The sequence below is a fragment of the Vibrio sp. 99K-1 genome, assembly GCF_013114585.1.
In the GTDB taxonomy this organism is placed as follows: domain Bacteria; phylum Pseudomonadota; class Gammaproteobacteria; order Enterobacterales; family Vibrionaceae; genus Vibrio; species Vibrio chagasii_B.
In genome coordinates, this window is the sequence record NZ_VTXF01000011.1 from 97,180 (window position 1) to 115,030 (window position 17,851).

Annotated in this window: 12 protein-coding genes; 5 read left to right on the forward strand and 7 right to left on the reverse strand. The window is 43.6% G+C overall.

Features of this window, described 5'->3' with window-relative positions:
• Positions 1-39 precede the first annotated feature (39 nt).
• From F0228_RS10720 to F0228_RS10730, 3 genes are all read right to left on the reverse strand, one after another.
• Complete coding sequence (locus tag F0228_RS10720) at positions 40-1,041, reverse strand: lipid A deacylase LpxR family protein (protein WP_171730706.1); 1,002 nt, start codon at positions 1,039-1,041, stop codon at positions 40-42.
• Positions 1,042-1,244: 203 nt separating this feature from the next.
• On the reverse strand, positions 1,245-3,521 hold the full coding sequence (pflB, locus tag F0228_RS10725) for a formate C-acetyltransferase (RefSeq protein WP_061034197.1): 2,277 nt from the start codon (positions 3,519-3,521) through the stop codon (positions 1,245-1,247).
• Between the two features lie 307 nt (positions 3,522-3,828).
• Positions 3,829-5,370, reverse strand: a complete 1,542-nt coding sequence (locus F0228_RS10730) for a DUF3360 family protein (RefSeq protein WP_008220142.1) — start codon at positions 5,368-5,370, stop codon at positions 3,829-3,831.
• A 783-nt stretch (positions 5,371-6,153) separates the two neighbouring features.
• Here F0228_RS10730 and F0228_RS10735 point away from each other — a divergent pair.
• The 5 genes from F0228_RS10735 to F0228_RS10755 all read left to right on the forward strand — a co-directional run bounded on the left by F0228_RS10735 (position 6,154) and on the right by F0228_RS10755 (position 12,410).
• Positions 6,154-6,924 carry an ABC transporter ATP-binding protein gene (locus F0228_RS10735; RefSeq protein WP_061034198.1) on the forward strand — a complete coding sequence of 257 codons (771 nt, stop codon included), beginning with the start codon at positions 6,154-6,156 and terminating at the stop codon, positions 6,922-6,924.
• Between the two features lie 136 nt (positions 6,925-7,060).
• On the forward strand, positions 7,061-7,831 hold the full coding sequence (locus F0228_RS10740; RefSeq protein ID WP_004737411.1) for an ABC transporter substrate-binding protein: 771 nt from the start codon (positions 7,061-7,063) through the stop codon (positions 7,829-7,831).
• A gap of 79 nt (positions 7,832-7,910) precedes the next feature.
• The gene (locus F0228_RS10745; protein WP_008220137.1) at positions 7,911-8,651 is read left to right on the forward strand and encodes an ABC transporter permease; all 741 of its coding nucleotides are present in this window, start codon (positions 7,911-7,913) and stop codon (positions 8,649-8,651) included.
• 2 nt (positions 8,652-8,653) lie between these two features.
• Positions 8,654-9,331 carry an ABC transporter permease gene (locus tag F0228_RS10750; RefSeq protein ID WP_061034200.1) on the forward strand — a complete coding sequence of 226 codons (678 nt, stop codon included), beginning with the start codon at positions 8,654-8,656 and terminating at the stop codon, positions 9,329-9,331.
• Between the two features lie 220 nt (positions 9,332-9,551).
• On the forward strand, positions 9,552-12,410 hold the full coding sequence (locus F0228_RS10755; RefSeq protein ID WP_171762229.1) for an ImpA family metalloprotease: 2,859 nt from the start codon (positions 9,552-9,554) through the stop codon (positions 12,408-12,410).
• A gap of 40 nt (positions 12,411-12,450) precedes the next feature.
• On the opposite strand, the gene xthA is transcribed toward F0228_RS10755, so the two are convergent.
• The 4 genes from xthA to F0228_RS10775 form a co-directional block, all read right to left on the reverse strand.
• Positions 12,451-13,257 carry an exodeoxyribonuclease III gene (gene xthA, locus F0228_RS10760; RefSeq protein WP_102425973.1) on the reverse strand — a complete coding sequence of 269 codons (807 nt, stop codon included), beginning with the start codon at positions 13,255-13,257 and terminating at the stop codon, positions 12,451-12,453.
• Between the two features lie 161 nt (positions 13,258-13,418).
• Positions 13,419-15,509, reverse strand: a complete 2,091-nt coding sequence (locus F0228_RS10765; protein ID WP_171730717.1) for a S9 family peptidase — start codon at positions 15,507-15,509, stop codon at positions 13,419-13,421.
• 333 nt (positions 15,510-15,842) lie between these two features.
• Positions 15,843-17,048, reverse strand: a complete 1,206-nt coding sequence (emrD, locus tag F0228_RS10770; protein WP_171730704.1) for a multidrug efflux MFS transporter EmrD — start codon at positions 17,046-17,048, stop codon at positions 15,843-15,845.
• Between the two features lie 344 nt (positions 17,049-17,392).
• Positions 17,393-17,644: a hypothetical protein gene (locus F0228_RS10775; RefSeq protein ID WP_231891815.1), complete on the reverse strand. Its 252-nt coding sequence runs from the start codon at positions 17,642-17,644 to the stop codon at positions 17,393-17,395.
• Positions 17,645-17,851: the final 207 nt, after the last annotated feature.

The window sequence follows — 17,851 nt, forward strand, 5'->3', positions numbered from 1 at the left end:
TCAAACTTGAAAAGTAAACGTGAAAGCTTGAGTGATTCGCTAGAAGAACGCGAACATGGTAATGCCACCGGTGGTGTAGATAGACTCTTTCGCTTCTTTGTAATCTGGTGTTTTTGCAGTTAGTGCAAAGGATGCACCAACGTATTGGTTGTACCAAGCCACACCCATGACTGCTGTCGCTTGAAGGTTCTCTAGAGTTACGTCGTAGATAGCTGGATCTTCATTGTTTTTATTCGCGTATTCATCAACACCAGAGCGGTCACCTTCAATCGTTAAGTCATTGAAACGGTAACGACCTTCTAGGCCTGCATAGGTAAACCAGCCTGTGTTCGAAGCACCGATCATCCCGGGTTTAAATGGATTTTCGCTTGTGATATTAGCCGCACCAAAGTTACCACCTAGGTCAGTACCCCAACGGAACATAAAGCCTGATGAAATATCGCTTCTAAAGTTACCCACGTTGATTTCTGAAACGTTAGAGATCTCGAAGTCGGTATTCGCCAACGCTTGATTACGCATTAGGTTGAAATGACTTAGGTAACCAACGCTGCCTGCCCACTCATCATCCACTTGGTATTCCCAACCTAAAGGCTCATCTGATTTAGTGATCGAGTGAACCAGTTTTTGAGCATCTTCAGAAAGCGCTCGTTCACCGGTGGTACCAAACGTAATGTTAAAACGCTGAGCTTGTTGTGGGTTCAAACTTATGTAGTTGAGTTCTGTGTGTAAGTAACCTGCGTATGGGCGGTCGTTCGCTGATGGCGTTTCTAATTCGATATCAGAAGGGGTATACATTTTGTGGCCAAGGGTGACCTCCCATTTATCTAAAGAGCTCGCGCCCCAGTAAGATAGGCTTAATGGTTTTACCCAATCGTATGGCGTAATGCTTGATGATGTGTAACCCAGAAACAGTCCGTTGGTATAGTCTTGGTCAACGCCAAAAACTCCATCATTGTCTAATGCGAAAGTGACCGTAGAACGTTCAGACGCCAAAGATGAAAAAGAGAGAAGAAGCAGGGGTAAACAACGAAGGTATTTCATGGAGCAGTTACTCTTAAATTATGAACCGCGATATTACCGTAATTTGCACGAATTTGTGGAAAAAAAGTGAATGGAAAAGACCTTTTTTGTTCAATATCTAACATTTAGGGAGAATGTTGGTGTTATTGGAATTAGCATCAGATATAAAAAAGCCCCGCACATTGGCGAGGCTAATTATTATTTACTGTCTATTGAGCGTGAGCTTATAGAGACTCAGTAAATGTACGTGCGATTACGTCAGCTTGTTGCTCTGCAGTTAGAGAGTTGAAGCGTACAGCGTAACCAGATACACGGATTGTTAGCTGAGGGTATTTCTCAGGGTGCTTAACTGCGTCTTCTAGAGTGTCGCGGTTAAGAACGTTCACGTTAAGGTGTTGACCACCTTCAATGCCAGCTTCGTGGTGGAAGTAACCATCCATTAGGCCTGCAAGGTTCGCTTTCTGACCTTCAGCATCTTTACCAAGAGCGTTAGGTACGATAGAGAACGTGTACGAGATACCATCTTGTGCATCAGCAAACGGTAGTTTACCTACAGACGTTAGTGACGCTACAGCACCTTTCTCATCACGACCGTGCATTGGGTTAGCACCAGGAGCGAAAGGAGCACCAGCACGACGACCGTCTGGAGTGTTACCTGTTTTCTTACCGTATACAACGTTTGATGTAATAGTAAGAACTGACTGTGTAGGGATAGAGTTACGGTAAGTCTTAAGCTTACGGATCTTGTTCATGAACGTAGAAACTAGTTCACAAGCGATATCATCTACACGAGCGTCGTTGTTACCGTATTTAGGGTAATCGCCTTCGATTTCGAAGTCAGTTGCGATGCCATCTTCGTCGCGGATTGGTTTAACAGTCGCGAACTTAATTGCAGATAGTGAGTCAGCTGCAACAGATAGACCAGCGATACCACAAGCCATAGTACGACGAACGTCACGGTCATGAAGAGCCATTAGAGACGCTTCGTAGCTGTACTTGTCGTGCATGTAGTGAATGCTGTTTAGTGCAGTCACGTATTGCTTAGCTAGCCAATCCATGAATGTGTCTAGGCGACCCATTACGTCATCGTAGTTAAGAACTTCGTCAGTGATCTTGTCAGAAACAGGACCTACTTGAAGTTTTAGCTTCTCATCTACACCGCCGTTGATTGCGTAAAGCATTGTTTTCGCAAGGTTAGCACGAGCACCGAAGAACTGCATTTGCTTACCAACGATCATTGGAGATACACAACAAGCGATAGCGTAATCATCAGACTCTAGGTCAGGACGCATTAGGTCATCATTTTCGTACTGGATAGAAGAAGTATCGATAGATACCTTCGCACAGAAACGCTTGAAGCCGTCAGGTAGTTGCTCAGACCAAAGAACAGTGATGTTTGGCTCTGGAGAAGGACCCATAGTGTATAGAGAGTTTAGGAAACGGAAGTTAGAACGCGTTACTAGCGTACGACCGTCAATACCCATACCACCCATAGACTCTGTTGCCCAGATTGGGTCGCCAGAGAATAGCTCATCGTACTCAGGAGTACGTAGGAAACGAACCATACGTAGCTTCATTACGAAGTGGTCGATCATTTCTTGAGCTTCAACTTCAGTGATCTTGCCTGCAGCGATATCACGCTCGATGTAGATGTCTAGGAAAGTCGAAGTACGACCTAGAGACATTGCAGCACCGTTTTGAGACTTAACAGCCGCTAGGTAAGCGAAGTAAGTCCATTGGATAGCTTCTTGAGCAGTTTGAGCTGGCTCAGAGATATCGAAGCCGTACTTAGCAGCCATCTCTTTGATTTGACCTAGAGCGCGGTGTTGCTCAGAGATCTCTTCGCGAAGTTGCATTGTTTCTGCTAGGTTTTCGCCGTTTTCGAATTGCTCTTGAAGAGAAGCAAATTGAGCTTGCTTGTCTTTCATTAGGAAGTCGATACCGTAAAGTGCAACACGACGGTAGTCACCAATGATACGACCACGGCCGTAAGCATCAGGAAGACCAGTCAGAACACCAGACTTACGACATTTTAGGATATCAGGAGTGTAGATATCGAAAACGCCAGCATTGTGTGTTTTGCGGTATTCTGAGTAGATTTTTGAAACCATTGGGTCAAGAGTTTCACCGTATGCTTTACAAGAACCTTCAACCATACGTACACCACCGTTAGGGATGATTGCACGTTTTAGTGGTTTCTCAGTTTGTAGACCAACGATAGTCTCAAGATCTTTCTCAATGTAACCTGCATCGTGAGCAGTAATGGTAGAGATAACAGAAGTATCGAAATCTACAGGTGCTTTAGTTGCGTTTTCCTGTTTGATACCTTCCATTACCGAAGCCCAAAGCTTGTTAGTTGCTTCAGTACCCTCAGAAACTAGGAAAGACTCGTCGCCTTCATACGGCGTGTAGTTCTTTTGAATGAAATCACGAACGTTTACTTCGCTTTGCCACTCACCTGCAGCAAAATCTTCCCAAGCTTTAGCAAATTGCTCTGCCATGACATACCTACCTTTTTAGTAGAAAAAACACGTACATTAACACTGTTGAGCCAGCGCCCCTCGTAAGGGTAGTACACTCTTATTAATAACAATATATATGAGCATATGTGCTTCATATAGTTATATATATTGTCACTACTTTTTATATGTTGTCTTTACTCTATGTAATCAAGACTACGCTAAAAAATTTCTGCAAACCTTAAACTAAATCAATAAATGCTAAAAAAAGTTGAAAAAATTTGAGTGGCAGGGGTTGCCACCCAAACTTTTTTTTAATCCGATTACTACTTTTGTGTAGTAAAGGAGATTATAGCCAAGCTTTTAGACCATATTGGCTTTCTAGCATACCAACTGCAAGCATTGCTACTAGACAAATAACCAAAACACCAACTGGGATAACAATCTTGTCTACAAATGATAGACGCTTAGCACGCTCTTTATCACCAATTAGGCCGTTGTTATCTAGAAGCATAGTCAGTGCCCATGCTAGTACAGGGTTAACGACCGCTGAACCAAAGATACAGATACCAGCTGCTTGAGAGTCTTTTGAATCTTTAACCATCTGCATACCCGCTTCAAGTAGAGGTAGAGATACACCTACAAGTAGCGCAACACGCATCACTGGTGGCCATACTGCTACGTCCATTGGGAAGCCAAGAATCGCAACAATAATACATAGAGAGCCAAGCAAGATTGCGCCGCCAGGGATTGGACGTTTCGCGATAGCCGCTGGGATCATGTAAGTACCCCAAGATGAAGTGATGTTACCACCACCAACTGCTGTACCTACCATTTGACGAACTGAACACATAGTCATTGTGTCATCTACGTCCATCAGTACTTTTTCAGACTTTTTCGGGTAGTTCAGTTCTTGGAAGATACGGTGACCTAGGAAGTCAGGTGACCACATTGCTACTGCTAGGATTGCAAATGGTAGAGAAGCGATGAAGTGCTCAACGTTTGGTAAACCAAGCATCCAACCTTCTTCAGTAGAACCCCACCAGTAGATTGGGTTTAGGTTTGGAATGCCTGTTTCAGTTACGAATTTGATATCGAAACCAGCACCAAGTACTAGAGCAATAGCTAGACCAGTGAAAGCACAAACAGGGATTGCTAACCAACGCTTGTTCACTTTCGCAAGGAATGCATATAGACCGATGGTAACGGCTAGAACAATCAAACCGATGTAACCCATGCTACCAGCAGCGACTGTGTCAGACTGAAGACCAACAGCCCAAGCTTGAATTGAGTTGATTTGGCTCATTGTTCCGGTTAGACCCAAGAAGATGAGCAAGCCACCCGCCGTACCTTCAGAGGTAAGGTTAACAAGTTTAGACCCACCTTTTAGGAAGCTTAGGATAAGACCGAAGACACCGATAAGGATTGCCAATGCAAGAGGGTGAGCACCAGCTAGAGCGATGGTACCAATAAGAGGAATCATTGGGCCGTGGTTACCGGCAAGGTTAGCTTTAGGGTTAAAGAAACCAGAAGCAAGGATACAGAACAGCAGTGCAGGGATAAGCATTTCTACACGAGCTACTTCAATCGCAAAGTCTTTACCAAGGTTTACGTGATCCCAAGCTTGAGTTAGGCCTTCAGCCCAAGACATCATTACTGCAGAGTACATCGCGATGATACCAATGGTACCAGCCAGTGCAGGAACAAGGTCTTCTAGTTCAAAGCGGAAGTCACGGCCAGGAAGGTTTAGGCCAAAGCGGCGAGGCTTCATGATTTGAAGTTCGTGATCTAGATAATCTGAGCGGTTCTCAAATTCAGAAGCAGGGCGGTGTAGCTCTTTATAGCTTTTCTCTTCTACTTCAGAGTTCGCATTATTGACAACGTCTGACATAGATTCCTCATATTTTTATGTTAGTAATTCTAAAATTGAATTCTATAATTTCGCGTAATTGTGTTATTTCTTAGTTATAACTCATTAACATTATGTTGCACGGTTTTGATGTGCTTTATGCAGCTAAGTTAAAAGAAATGTATGGCATTTTTAATGCCTTATTGTGTGCTGAGGAGTCTAACAAGCTTACCCTTTAGGGTGATTGATCTTGATCACTTTATGAGTGTATGTGAAAGAAAGCTACAAAACGGAGCGATTCATTAACGTACCATTGATGAATCGTGTAATTTGTTTTCACAAATTGACGTTTACCTACCTTCTCGAGGTATTGCTTATAAAGGAAAGCGCTGAGTTGCTGATTCTTATTGAGTTATTTCACTTTTATCCCTCTTCAGCCAAACATTTACAATGTAATAACCATAAAATAATTGTGACTTATAGTACGTGCAGCATGCTTTTATTGGCGCTTTCTGGTTTCGTTGTAAATGACACTTCTTCGTTCACCAAAGTTGTTTTTCTTGTGAGACATTAGGCTACGAGAATCTCATTTTGGTTAACTTTATTTAAACAATGTAAGCATTGGATTTATAGCTTATTGATAGAAGTCATTCATAAAATTGAGGCGAAAACGCTACCTTTTGCATAATAAGTCAGAGTGAAGTGCTATTTATTCCAAATTATTAGGTTAATAATTTGTTGCATGTTAATCCGTGTGGTGCTAGTTTGTATCGCATGAAAAGGTCGGAGTACCTTGCATTTTCACAAACTTGGGAGAGAAAGCGCATGAAAGATGTACCGGCGCTGGACATAAAGGATCTACACAAAACGTTTGGTCAAAATGAAGTTTTAAAGGGAATTTCACTTTCTGCGCATAAAGGCGATGTGGTATCGATTATCGGATCTTCAGGATCGGGTAAAAGTACTTTCCTTAGATGTATCAACCTTCTAGAGACACCGACTGCAGGCGAAATTTGGGTTAATGGTGAATTAATTCAAATGAAAAATAATCGTCAAGGTGTGTCTGTTCCTGCTAATGAAAAACAAGTCCAACGAATCCGTTCTCGATTGGCGATGGTTTTTCAGGGGTTCAACCTTTGGTCTCATCTGACCGTTCTCGAAAATGTTATCGAAGCACCTGTTCATGTCTTAGGTGTACCTAAAGCACAAGCGATTGAAAATGCGGAGTTACTACTCAAGAAAGTAGGTCTGTATGAGCGTAAAGATTACTATCCGGGTCACTTATCTGGTGGACAACAACAACGTGCTGCGATTGCAAGAGCGTTAGCAGTAGACCCTGAGGTAATGCTGTTTGATGAACCAACATCAGCACTTGACCCTGAATTAGTAGGGGAAGTACTTGGTGTAATGCGCGATCTAGCAGAAGAAGGAAGAACCATGCTTGTGGTAACACATGAAATGGCTTTTGCTCGTGACGTATCAAACCATGTGATGTTCCTGCACCAAGGTCTAGTGGAAGAACAGGGCGATCCAGCTAAACTGTTTACGAACCCAGAGTCTGAGCGACTACAACAATTTATCTCTTCGATCTATTAATCAGAATTGAAATGCCGTTGCCAAGGTAAACAGCGACGGTGTGAACAATAAAACACAACAAATAAGTTAATAAGCAACAACAAACACAATATTAAAACTAGCAAAACATAAAAACCTAAATCACAGGAGTAGGGATATGAAAAAGTGGTTATTAGTCGCGGCACTTGCTGCAACTGCGGCAACAGGCGTAGCTCAAGCGAAAGAATGGAAAACAGTACGCTTTGGTATTGAAGGTGCTTACCCTCCATTTAGCTGGACAGAAGCAGATGGTTCACTGAAAGGCTTTGACGTGGACATGGCTAACGCACTTTGTACTGAAATGCAGGTGCAGTGTAAGATCGTTGCACAAGATTGGGATGGCATTATTCCTTCTCTACTTGCTCGTAAATATGATGCGATCATCGCGGCAATGTCTATCACTGAAGAACGTAAGAAGAAAATCGACTTCACTGGTAAATACGCACTTATCCCAAACAAGTTCATCGCTAAGAAAGGCGCAGGTCTTAACTTCGATGACTTAAGCGGTCAAAAAATTGCCGTTCAACGTGCAACAACTCACGATAAATACCTAACAGACAACTACGGCGACACGGTTGAAATCGTTCGTTACGGTTCTTTCGATGAAGCTTATCTTGATCTAGCAAATGGTCGTGTTGCAGCTGTACTTGGCGATGCTTCTGCTCTAGAAGAGGGTGTTCTGAACAAAGCGGGCGGTGAAGCGTATGAGTTTGTTGGTCCATCACTAACAGATCCTAAATGGTTCGGTGAAGGTTTTGGTATTGCTCTACGTAAGCAAGACAAAGACCTAACTAAGAAGCTAGATGCGGCAATCCTTTCTCTACGTGAAAAAGGCATCTACCAAGATATCGCGGCTAAGTACTTCAACTACGACGTATACGGTCAGTAATCTCTAGCGTCAATTCTTAAGGGAGAGGCAACCCTCTCCCTGTCTTACCAACTTTTTCGCAGTTCTGTTGGAATTCATTATGTTTGATTTACAAGGATATGAAGCGTCGATCCTGAAAGGGGCGGTGCTGACAATCGAAGTTGCCTTGCTGTCGCTAATTTTAGCTATGGTTCTTGGTATGCTAGGTGCCTTAGCAAAGCTTGCGCCTTATCGCTGGGCTCGTGCTATTGCAACCCTCTATACAACCGTCATTCGAGGCATCCCAGATCTCGTGTTGATGATGCTGATTTTCTTTGGTGGACAAATCCTTTTAAACAACAGTTTGTATTCCATCAATGAGTGGCTCAATGAGTGGTTCACATCCAGTGATCCTAACCATGAGTGGACTTCTTACTTACCTGATTATATTGATGTTAGCCCATTTGTTGCTGGTGTCTTGACCATAGGCTTCATCTTTGGTGCTTACATGGCAGAAACATTTCGTGGTGCGATCATGGCTGTGGATGCCGGTGAAATGGAAGCGGCAAAAGCTTACGGTATGAGCCCTGTAAAGGCGTTTCACCGCATACTGCTTCCGCAGATGATTCGTCATGCACTACCTGGCTTTGGTAACAACTGGTTGGTTTTACTTAAAACCACAGCTTTGGTTTCCATTATCGGCCTAGAAGACATGGTGCGTGTTAGCGCATTAGCGGCCGGTTCAACCAAAATGCCGTTTACCTTCTACATGACGGTGGCACTTATCTTCTTGTTCTTCACCAGTGTATCGACAGGTTTACTTAAACTTGTTGAACGTAAATTCAGCATCCACGCGAGGTAGTTATGGACTTTTCATTGATAATTGAAAGCCTGCCGATTTACCTTGGTGGTCTATGGACAACAGCTTGGATGGTGTGCGTCGCTTTGATTGTTGGCTTGTTTGTTGCCATACCATTAGCTATCGCTCGTAACAGTCACAATATGTTGATTAATGCTCCTGCGTGGTCGTTTATCTATTTCTTCCGTGGCACACCATTACTGGTACAGCTTTATTTGATTTATTACGGCATGGATCAGTTCTTCCCAGTGAAAGACACACTATGGGAAAACGCATGGTTCTGTGCGTTGGTGGCATTCATCCTGAATACTTCTGCTTACACGGCTGAGATTATCCGTGGTGCAATTAACGGCTTACCGAAAGGTGAGGTGGAAGCGGCAAAAGCATACGGCATGAGTACACCGAAGACTTACCGTCGTATCATTTTACCAAGTGCTTTACGTCGTGCACTGCCGGCTTACAGTAACGAAGTTATCTTCATGCTTCACGGTTCAGCCGTTGCTGGTATCGTAACTATCATGGATCTAACAGGGGCAGCGCGTTTGGTTAACTCACGTTACTACGCTCCATTTGAATCCTTCCTAACCGCAGGTCTGTTCTATATGGCACTAACGTTTATCATCATCGCGATTTTCAAATTCGCAGAGAAACGTTTCCTAGCTTACTTAAGACCACTTAGTTAGTGGCATTCTGTATAGTTAACAAAACGGCGCTCATTGAGCGCCGTTTTTTTGTATCAGAAGAAAATTCAGTGATGGCCTTGGATAGGTTTATCTCGGAGAGCTATCGATTGTTCAAAACAGTTAACTTGCTTCAAATTGCGTTCACACATTCATTAGAATAATTGCTTTAGATTCAACTATAGATAGACTCGGCGAAATTTTGTTGTTGTATGGAATAATGATGAAAAAGAGTAGCTTACTGTCTAATTTTGTTGTTTTTGCTATCGCGATATCACTTTTAGGATGCGGCGGTGGTGGTAGCGGCGGTGAAAGTGTTCAAACTGGTTCTGGTGGTTCTGGTGGTTCTGGTGGTTCTGGTGGTTCTGGTGGTTCTGGTGGTTCTGGTGGAGGAGGGAATGACGGTGATGGAAGCGGTGAGCCAGATATTACCCCAATCCCACAAACCGCTGTTCAAAAAGCCTTGTCAACTGGCAATGCTTCTTATGTTGTTAATTCCTCCGAGTTCATTGAGGCAAGCCAAGCGTTAGTTGCTCAATACAACGAAGATTACAATCAGATTAAACAAGCCTTATCTCAAAGCTCAGAAGGTGAGCCACTGCGTAATCTCCACTGGGATCCAACGCATGACACCGCCATTATTTTACCCACCTATGGCTTTAACGATGTCATTTTGAAAACAAACAAAGCGATGCAAGATGGCTACGCCGATCAAGAGTTGGCCATTGGGGTTGCGGGTTATACAGGGAGTAAAGGGCATTATGCTGCACTCGCGAGCAACCCTTTTAGAACGAAGCAACGTTTCCCCGATTCTGTTAATGAAGAAATGAACACTTGGTTGAAGAATTTGGTTACCTGGGTTTCAGGGACAGATGAGCCCAAAAATGTCGTGTTAGCCCAGCTCGATCAGTCTTATTACTTCCCAGATGATCAAGCGACACGAAACTGGTTAACCGACAATGTTAATGCTTCTATGGTTACCAACGCTGATAACGCTTGTGATGGCAGTGAGTTAAGCCAGTGTCTTGAAGCCAATAACCCTGATTTGCTGGTTTTGTCTCAAAAGCTGAATGCCGGAGATAGTATTGAAGATGTTATAGACGGGTTACGTTTAGCGTTTAATAAAAACATTCCGGTGCTGTACTTGCACCTTGATGGCGGTATGACGGAATTAGGCAACGCCTTGTTTGCTGAAATGCACATGACTTATGTGGGTGATAACTATTGGCGTAAGCTTGGTCTGTCTAACTGGGACTCGACACAGCTCATTAATCAGATGCCGGACAATATTGTTCAACAACAAGCGCTTTTACAAAGACTGAAAGACGACAGCTTCACCGTTGATTTAAGCACCTGTGATGACAAATCTTGCCCTGATGAATCCAATATGGATGAAGAGTTCTATACCGCAGCAAACAGCATTCGCGCACATTTAACGTCGCTTGATAGTAAAAAAGTCGACCTGTTTGCAACGGATTATTACGAGTATGAAAAGCTGTTATTGCTACTTGCTGACCATTACCGTCAATATGTTCAGTACCCAATGGGTAAAGGCGTGACAGAGAGGGTTGATTTTCTTCGTTCTTATTACAGTGATTACGCAACATACAACAGTCGACTGTATAACGCGGCGCAACCAAGTTTAGGTAACTTTAGTACCAAGAGCTTTGATAATGTACCGCTCGTCACGAAAACCATTGCTTTGGAGTCTAAAAGAAGCTTCCGATCCGCTGGTTTGTATGCCTTGCCGGGTAAGACAATCAAGGTGACTCGCTTAGACAATAACGATGTGGCTACGTCTATTGCATTTAATACATTGCGCAGCGGCGCGACACACGAGTTTTCAGGCAATGACGGTTACGCTCGGCCAAAGTTTTTAACCTCGGTAACCTATCCAGTGAAACCGGGAGAGACGATTTCTCTTACTTCTGCTTATGGCGGAACACTACAGGTTCACTTTGATACCAATGATATTGACGTGGAACTGCGTTTTGAAAATGTCGCACAGCACCCTGTCTGGAGAAGTGAAGCTGACAACGACAGCTTTGTAGCACAGCTCGAAGAAGGAAATTTTGATTGGGCTGAGCTAATTACCCCAGGGTTTGAAGTTCACTCAAAGCTGGAAAAAATGAAGGAATCTATCGGTTCAGATGACTGGGCTCAGCCTCATGACATGGCTCTCGCCACAGAGCGTTATGTACATAACTTTCCTCATGCACTTGCAGGCTTTAAAGGGCCGGGTATTGATGAAATTGCTGAAATACACCAATACGGAGAGGCAAAGGGCTGGGAAATTGCGACCATTGACATTGTAAAGCATATGAACGCAGACCAAGCTAACTGTGGCTATGGTTGTTCAGGAAACCCGTATGATGCCTATTGGTCGTTTCATCCATTAGGGCATGGTGATCTTCACGAGTTGGGGCATGGCTTAGAGCGTGGTCGATTTAGGTTTAGCGGTTGGGATGGGCACGCTACGACCAACTATTACTCGTACTACAGTAAGTCCCAATACTATCGGGATACAGGAAAAGTATCTTCATGTCAGGGGTTAGACTTCAAAGGCCAATATGAGCTTTTGCAGGAAAGTCGAAATCAACCAGACCCAAACGCCCATATGGCGCAGCAAAACCAAACGAGCTGGAGTTGGGGAGCAAGAATCTTCATTCAAATGATGATGTTGGTACAAGAGCAGGGCGTATTGGATTACGGCTGGCATATGCTTGGGCGACTTCACTTGATTGAACGTGAGTTTAACCGCCTTAAATCCAGCGATGAGCTTTGGAACACCAAAAAACAGACAATTGGATTTGATAGCTATTCTAGAGATGAAGCAAACCAAATCACCAATGATGACTGGTTGTTGATTGCATTAAGCTATGTGAATGAGCGCGATATGAGGAACTATTTAGATATGTGGGGCTTCAACTTCTCGGATAAAGCGAAGCAACAAGTCGCGACTATGAGCTTAGTACCAATGCCGTTAACCTATTTTGCAAGTTCAAACCAAGGATATTGTGTTGATGAGTTTGCTAAGAGACCAATTAGTGTTGATGGCTCAACGGCTTGGCCAATAAATTAGACTCGGGAAATAATCAGGGAGCAAATGCTCCCTGATTTTTTTATTTAAACGTCGACCAAATTGGCGCGTGATCTGATGGTTTTTCTATACCGCGCAGTTCGTAGTCGATGCCTGCTTCCGTACACTTATCAGCAAGTTTCTGAGTTGCTAGTACAACGTCAATACGCAGGCCGCGGTTATCCACGAAACCTTTTGAACGGTAATCAAACCATGAGTATTGATCTGTGACTTCTGGGTGTAGTTGACGGAACGTATCTACGAAGCCCCAATCCATCAATGTTTTTAGCCATTCACGCTCTTCAGGCTGGAATGAACACTTGCCCGTTTTCAACCAACGTTTTGCATTTGGCTCGCCGATACCGATGTCTGCATCGATAGGGCTGATATTGATGTCACCCATCACGATGATCTGCTCATCTTTGTTGTGATAGTCGTTCAGGTAGGTCATCAAGTCTTTGTAGAACTCACGCTTGTATGGGTATTTGGTTTCATGCTTGATGTTGTCCCCTTGAGGGAAGTAGCCATTTAGCACAGTAACCTTTTCGCCATTTTCATCTTCAAACGTCGCCATGATCATACGTTTTTGATGGTCTTCATTGTCTGTTGGGAACCCCTTCTGTACAGAGATAGGTTCTTGCTTACACAGCATAGCAACACCGTAGTGTGCTTTTTGCCCGTGGAAATAAACCTTGTAGCCCATTGCTTCAACATCAGCAATTGGGAAGGCCTCGTCGTGCACTTTGATCTCTTGTAAACCAATCACGTCAGGTTGGTGTTTGTCGATAACCGCTTGCAGTTGGTGAAGGCGAGCTCTTAGGCCATTGATGTTGAAGCTAATTACTTTCATTTATTTTTATACCTCTCGTAAACCTTTGCCTATAGTGCCGCAAAGATTGTTTGATTTGGTGAGTTTCATAGTTAATCGTATTTAACCATGCTTAATAATGTATGTCGCCATTTGTAGAGACAAAATGGCGACATAAAACGATGTGGGTACTTGCGTTGAATCTATTGAGTTTTGAGCAAATCTAAAAAGAATGCGTATTCCAGTGCGTCTTCTTTTAATCGTTTAAATCGACCTGATGCACCACCGTGACCTGCTTCCATGTCGGTTTTGAACACAAGTACATTGCTGTCTGTTTTCATCTCACGCAACTTCGCTACCCACTTCATAGGTTCAAAGTATTGTACTTGCGAATCATGCAGACCGGTTGTCACTAACATGTTCGGGTAGTTTTGAGCTTTGACGTTGTCGTATGGCGAGTAACTCAACATGTAATCGTAATAGGTTTTATTGTTAGGGTTACCCCATTCGTCGTATTCGTTGGTTGTAAGAGGAATTGATTCATCAAGCATGGTCGTTACCACGTCAACAAATGGAACATGAGCGCCAATGCCTCGATATAACTCAGGTGCTTGATTGATGATTGCGCCCATCAATAGACCGCCAGCCGAACCGCCCACTGCGAACACTTTATCTTTCGCGCCATAACCTTCTTCAACTAGGCCTTTGGTGACATCGATGAAGTCATTGAACGTGTTTTGTTTAGTCAGCTTTTTGCCATCTTCATACCAAGGGCGTCCCAACATCTCTGAACCTCGAATATGCGCGATAGCATAAACGAATCCGCGATCAAGTAGGCTCAGACGAGCTGAGCTAAAAGTTGGTTCGATTGTGTGCCCGTAAGATCCGTAGGCATATTGGTAGAGAGGGTTAGTACCGTCTTTCTTGAATAGATCTTTGCGATAAACCAAAGAGACTGGTACTTGCTTACCATCGCGAGCCGTGATCATGATTCGCTCTGATTGGTAATTATCAGCATCGAAATCACCTAATACCGGCGTTTGTTTCATGATCTCTGATTCACCTGTATTAAGGTCGAAATCATAGTAAGTGCCAGGAGTCGTTAGGCTGCTGTAATAGACTCGAACTTTAGAGTTATCTAACTCATAGTTACTTGTTAGGTAGGCAGCAAAAGCGGTGTCGTTGAACTCAAGTGGAAATTCTTTGCCTGTAGAGAGTTGACGAACCTTCACTGTAGACAAGCCATTTGAACGCTGCTCGTAAACCAGATGATCATTAAATAGCTCAAAATCGACAAGCTGTACGTTGTCGTCAGCCGGAATGACATCGACCCATTTTGAACGGTCATGCATGTCTTCAGCCGTTGTTTTCATCAAACGGAAGTTGACCGCTTGGTAGTTGGTGTAGATGTAATACCAATCCTCTAGCTTGGCGATGCTGTACTCAATACCCGTTTCTCTTGGGTAGAAGGCTTCGGCTTTTGCATTTGGGTTATTGGCATCAATAATTGAAACACCACTGGTTTCAGTGCTCGAGTGCCAAATGTATACCTGCTCGCCATCTTTACTCTTACTGATGCTGGTGTAGTAAGCGCTGTCAGCTTCTTCGTAGACCAGCTCATCGCTTGTTTGAGGTGTACCCAATACGTGGCGGTAAACTTGATAGCCGAGTAAAGTTTGTGGATCTTTCTTGATGTAGTAGAAGGCTTGGTTGTCGTTTTGCCATGCGATAGCGCTCGAAGCACCTTCAATTTCGTCGTTTAGGTATTCACCTGTTGTCAGGTCTTTAATCTTAATGGTGTAAATGCGGCGGCTCAGTGTATCTTCGCCATAGGCCAACATATTTTCGTTCGGGCTGACTGATAGGCCACCAATGCTGAAGAATTCATGTTCTTTGGCGAGTTCGTTAACGTCTAAGATGACTTGTTTGTCTATTCCTAAAAAGTGTTTTTCGCGCAAATGAACTGGGTATTCGTTGTCACCTGTGACTTTATTTGAGTAGTAATAGCTACCTTTACGAACTGGTACCGAATTGTCGTCTTTCGCGATTCGGCCTTTGATCTCTTCAAATAACTGTTCTTGAGATGCTTCTGTGTGTTTCAGAACAGTCTCGGCATATTGGTTCTCTTGCTCGAGATGCTGCAAGATCTCTGGGTCTTGACGTTCATCATCACGCATCCAATAGTAATCATCAATTCGCGTGTCACCATGAGTCGTCATTGAATGAGGGACTTTCTTAGCAACGGGAGCTTGGGTTTGTTGAGCGATGAGTTGCGATGGAGAGTAGTGGTTCATGGTTGTTGTTCCTTGATTGCTGCATCCGGCGACAAGCGCGACCGATACGGCTAATGTGGTTAAAGCGAAACGCATCTATATATCCTTAGTGTGCACCTTACTCGTTTTATTGCCAGCATCCTTTAGTGGTTAGTTTCCTTCCAGTGATATTATTTATAATTGGATTCTTGATATGCACTTTCATCGTAAGTGTCTGTTATTGTTTTTAAAAAATCAAAGTAATGTTTGATGAAATTAGTGGTAGACATCATGTAAGGGTAAACGGGTAATAAAAAAGGGACACACCTTTCAGCATGTCCCTCTTCTTTGTTTGGGCAAGATTTGCGTTTTACTTTAGATAGCCAATGGCATTTCGTTTGAGTGATCAGGCTTACGATTAACCCAACGTAAACCAAGCATCGCGATAAGTGACATGGTAATCATCAAGCAACCCAGTGGCAGCTGATCTTGAGCTGGGAAGAACGATGCCAACAGTGTTGCAATACCGGCACCTAGGTTCTGCATACCACCTAAGATCGCGCCGCCCGTACCTGCGTGATATGGGAATGGCGAAAGTGCTCCCGTTGTCGCGGCTGGAAATAAGATACCAGCGCCCAAGAAGTAAATGGTTGCACCGCCAATCAAAGTTAATGCGGTTGTTTGACCAAACAGACCCGGGATAAGCACCACAGCTGAGCCAACTAAGATCGATACTAGACCAACATTCAGTGCTCGGCGCTCAGAGCGACGTTGCGCGATGTAACTCGATAGACCTGCACCCACGAGGTAACCCGGAATCGGTAACACAAACAGCAAACTCACGGTGGTTGCTGGCAAGCCAAGTACACCGCCCAGCAATACGCCAGCTGCTGCCTCAAACACTGCTACGCCCGCAAATGTTGCCACTAGTACCAGCAAGAAGCCTTGGAAGCGTTTGTCAGACATAACAAACTTGTAGCTGTTGACGACTGATTCATTTTTGCGTCGCTCTTTTGGCAATGTTTCCATCATGCTGGTCATCATGGTGATCACCACAGCGATACCAAACAGTGCTAGAAACAAGTAGCTAGAACGCCAGCCAAAAGCTTCTGTTAGGTAACCGCCCAATACAGGTGCCATTAATGGGGAGAAAATCACACACATGCTGATTAAGCTGTTCGCACGGTGTAACTCAGCGCCCTCAAAACAGTCACGGGTCAATGTGCGAGACATCGCGCCGCCACAACCAATGCCCAGTCCTTGAATAAAGCTACCCACCAAGAACCATTCGTATTCATGAGCAAATAAGGCTACCAAGGTACCTAGGATATAGATAACTAAGCCTGCGACGATGATTGGTTTACGACCGAGGCGATCTGAAAGCGGACCGTAAACAAATTGCGACAAACCATAAGGGATCAGGTAACACGCCATCACTGCTTGAAGTGAAGACGCAGAAACCAAGAACTCACCTGCCATATGACCGATAGAAGGCACGTACATCGTTTGAGTCATTTGACCTACGGCTGTCAGAATAGCGATTAAAAAGGTAAGTTTCGCTAATGGAAACGAGGCGGACATTTGCGTATCTCTCCAAAAATTAAAAACGTAAAAAGCCTTAGCGCTCCATTAGGGAGAGCCAATTGAATAAAGCGATTAGGGAATCTAGGCGCGAGATATTAGAGTTTGATTGCCGAATTAGCAATCAAAAAATGTGAAGTTGATCAAGATAAAAATCTATGGTGTGGATTAGAAAAACTAATCCTTATTCTATGTGAAACGAGTAAGTGTTGCAGGAGGAAGCTATTGAAATATTATGAGTGATTGAACAAGGTTTTGATTACCTGAGGTGGTGGTGCGCTCAATAATCTAAATCGTATAGCAGGTTTATGAAACGACAGATATCTTTGTATCAATACCCAAGATTAATAGAGTAGCCAGTCTGTCGCGTACACGACAAGCGTTATTAAACAGGTCACAACAATTGTTATTACAAGTGCAGTCACTAACTTTTTCTTCAAACTTAGTGTGTTAAATACTTCGCCCTCTTGTTCTCTTAACCTCTTGTCTTCATCAAAGTGCCACTTGATCGCTAGGTAGCCACCGATAGCCAATACAATCAGCTTAAAAGCCCCTGCAAAGTATGGAAAGAAATTGGCCCAACTCGCGTTCATCATCTATCTCCGTCGTTATCAAAAAAGATTCAATAGCATAATAACAAGCTTGCTTTTATAGCGGAGCGAGATGAAAAGGCATTTTTCAATTCCGGTAGGGGAGCTGCAAAGTGTTCTTATCGCCTTGAGAAAGGACGCAAGTCATACGTCATATTTTTAAAACGACAAAGATGAAGCTAAGTATCAGAAGTTAATAGCTCTCTCAGTCAC

What these genes read in the sequence shown, in the direction of transcription:
- F0228_RS10720 (WP_171730706.1), bottom strand. Translation starts at nt 1,041, where the DNA reads ATGAAATACCTTCGTTGTTTACCCCTGCTTCTTCTCTCTTTTTCATCT.
- pflB (WP_061034197.1), bottom strand. Translation starts at nt 3,521, where the DNA reads ATGGCAGAGCAATTTGCTAAAGCTTGGGAAGATTTTGCTGCAGGTGAG.
- F0228_RS10730 (WP_008220142.1), bottom strand. Translation starts at nt 5,370, where the DNA reads ATGTCAGACGTTGTCAATAATGCGAACTCTGAAGTAGAAGAGAAAAGC.
- F0228_RS10735 (WP_061034198.1), top strand. Translation starts at nt 6,154, where the DNA reads ATGAAAGATGTACCGGCGCTGGACATAAAGGATCTACACAAAACGTTT.
- F0228_RS10740 (WP_004737411.1), top strand. Translation starts at nt 7,061, where the DNA reads ATGAAAAAGTGGTTATTAGTCGCGGCACTTGCTGCAACTGCGGCAACA.
- F0228_RS10745 (WP_008220137.1), top strand. Translation starts at nt 7,911, where the DNA reads ATGTTTGATTTACAAGGATATGAAGCGTCGATCCTGAAAGGGGCGGTG.
- F0228_RS10750 (WP_061034200.1), top strand. Translation starts at nt 8,654, where the DNA reads ATGGACTTTTCATTGATAATTGAAAGCCTGCCGATTTACCTTGGTGGT.
- F0228_RS10755 (WP_171762229.1), top strand. Translation starts at nt 9,552, where the DNA reads ATGAAAAAGAGTAGCTTACTGTCTAATTTTGTTGTTTTTGCTATCGCG.
- xthA (WP_102425973.1), bottom strand. Translation starts at nt 13,257, where the DNA reads ATGAAAGTAATTAGCTTCAACATCAATGGCCTAAGAGCTCGCCTTCAC.
- F0228_RS10765 (WP_171730717.1), bottom strand. Translation starts at nt 15,509, where the DNA reads ATGAACCACTACTCTCCATCGCAACTCATCGCTCAACAAACCCAAGCT.
- emrD (WP_171730704.1), bottom strand. Translation starts at nt 17,048, where the DNA reads ATGTCCGCCTCGTTTCCATTAGCGAAACTTACCTTTTTAATCGCTATT.
- F0228_RS10775 (WP_231891815.1), bottom strand. Translation starts at nt 17,644, where the DNA reads ATGATGAACGCGAGTTGGGCCAATTTCTTTCCATACTTTGCAGGGGCT.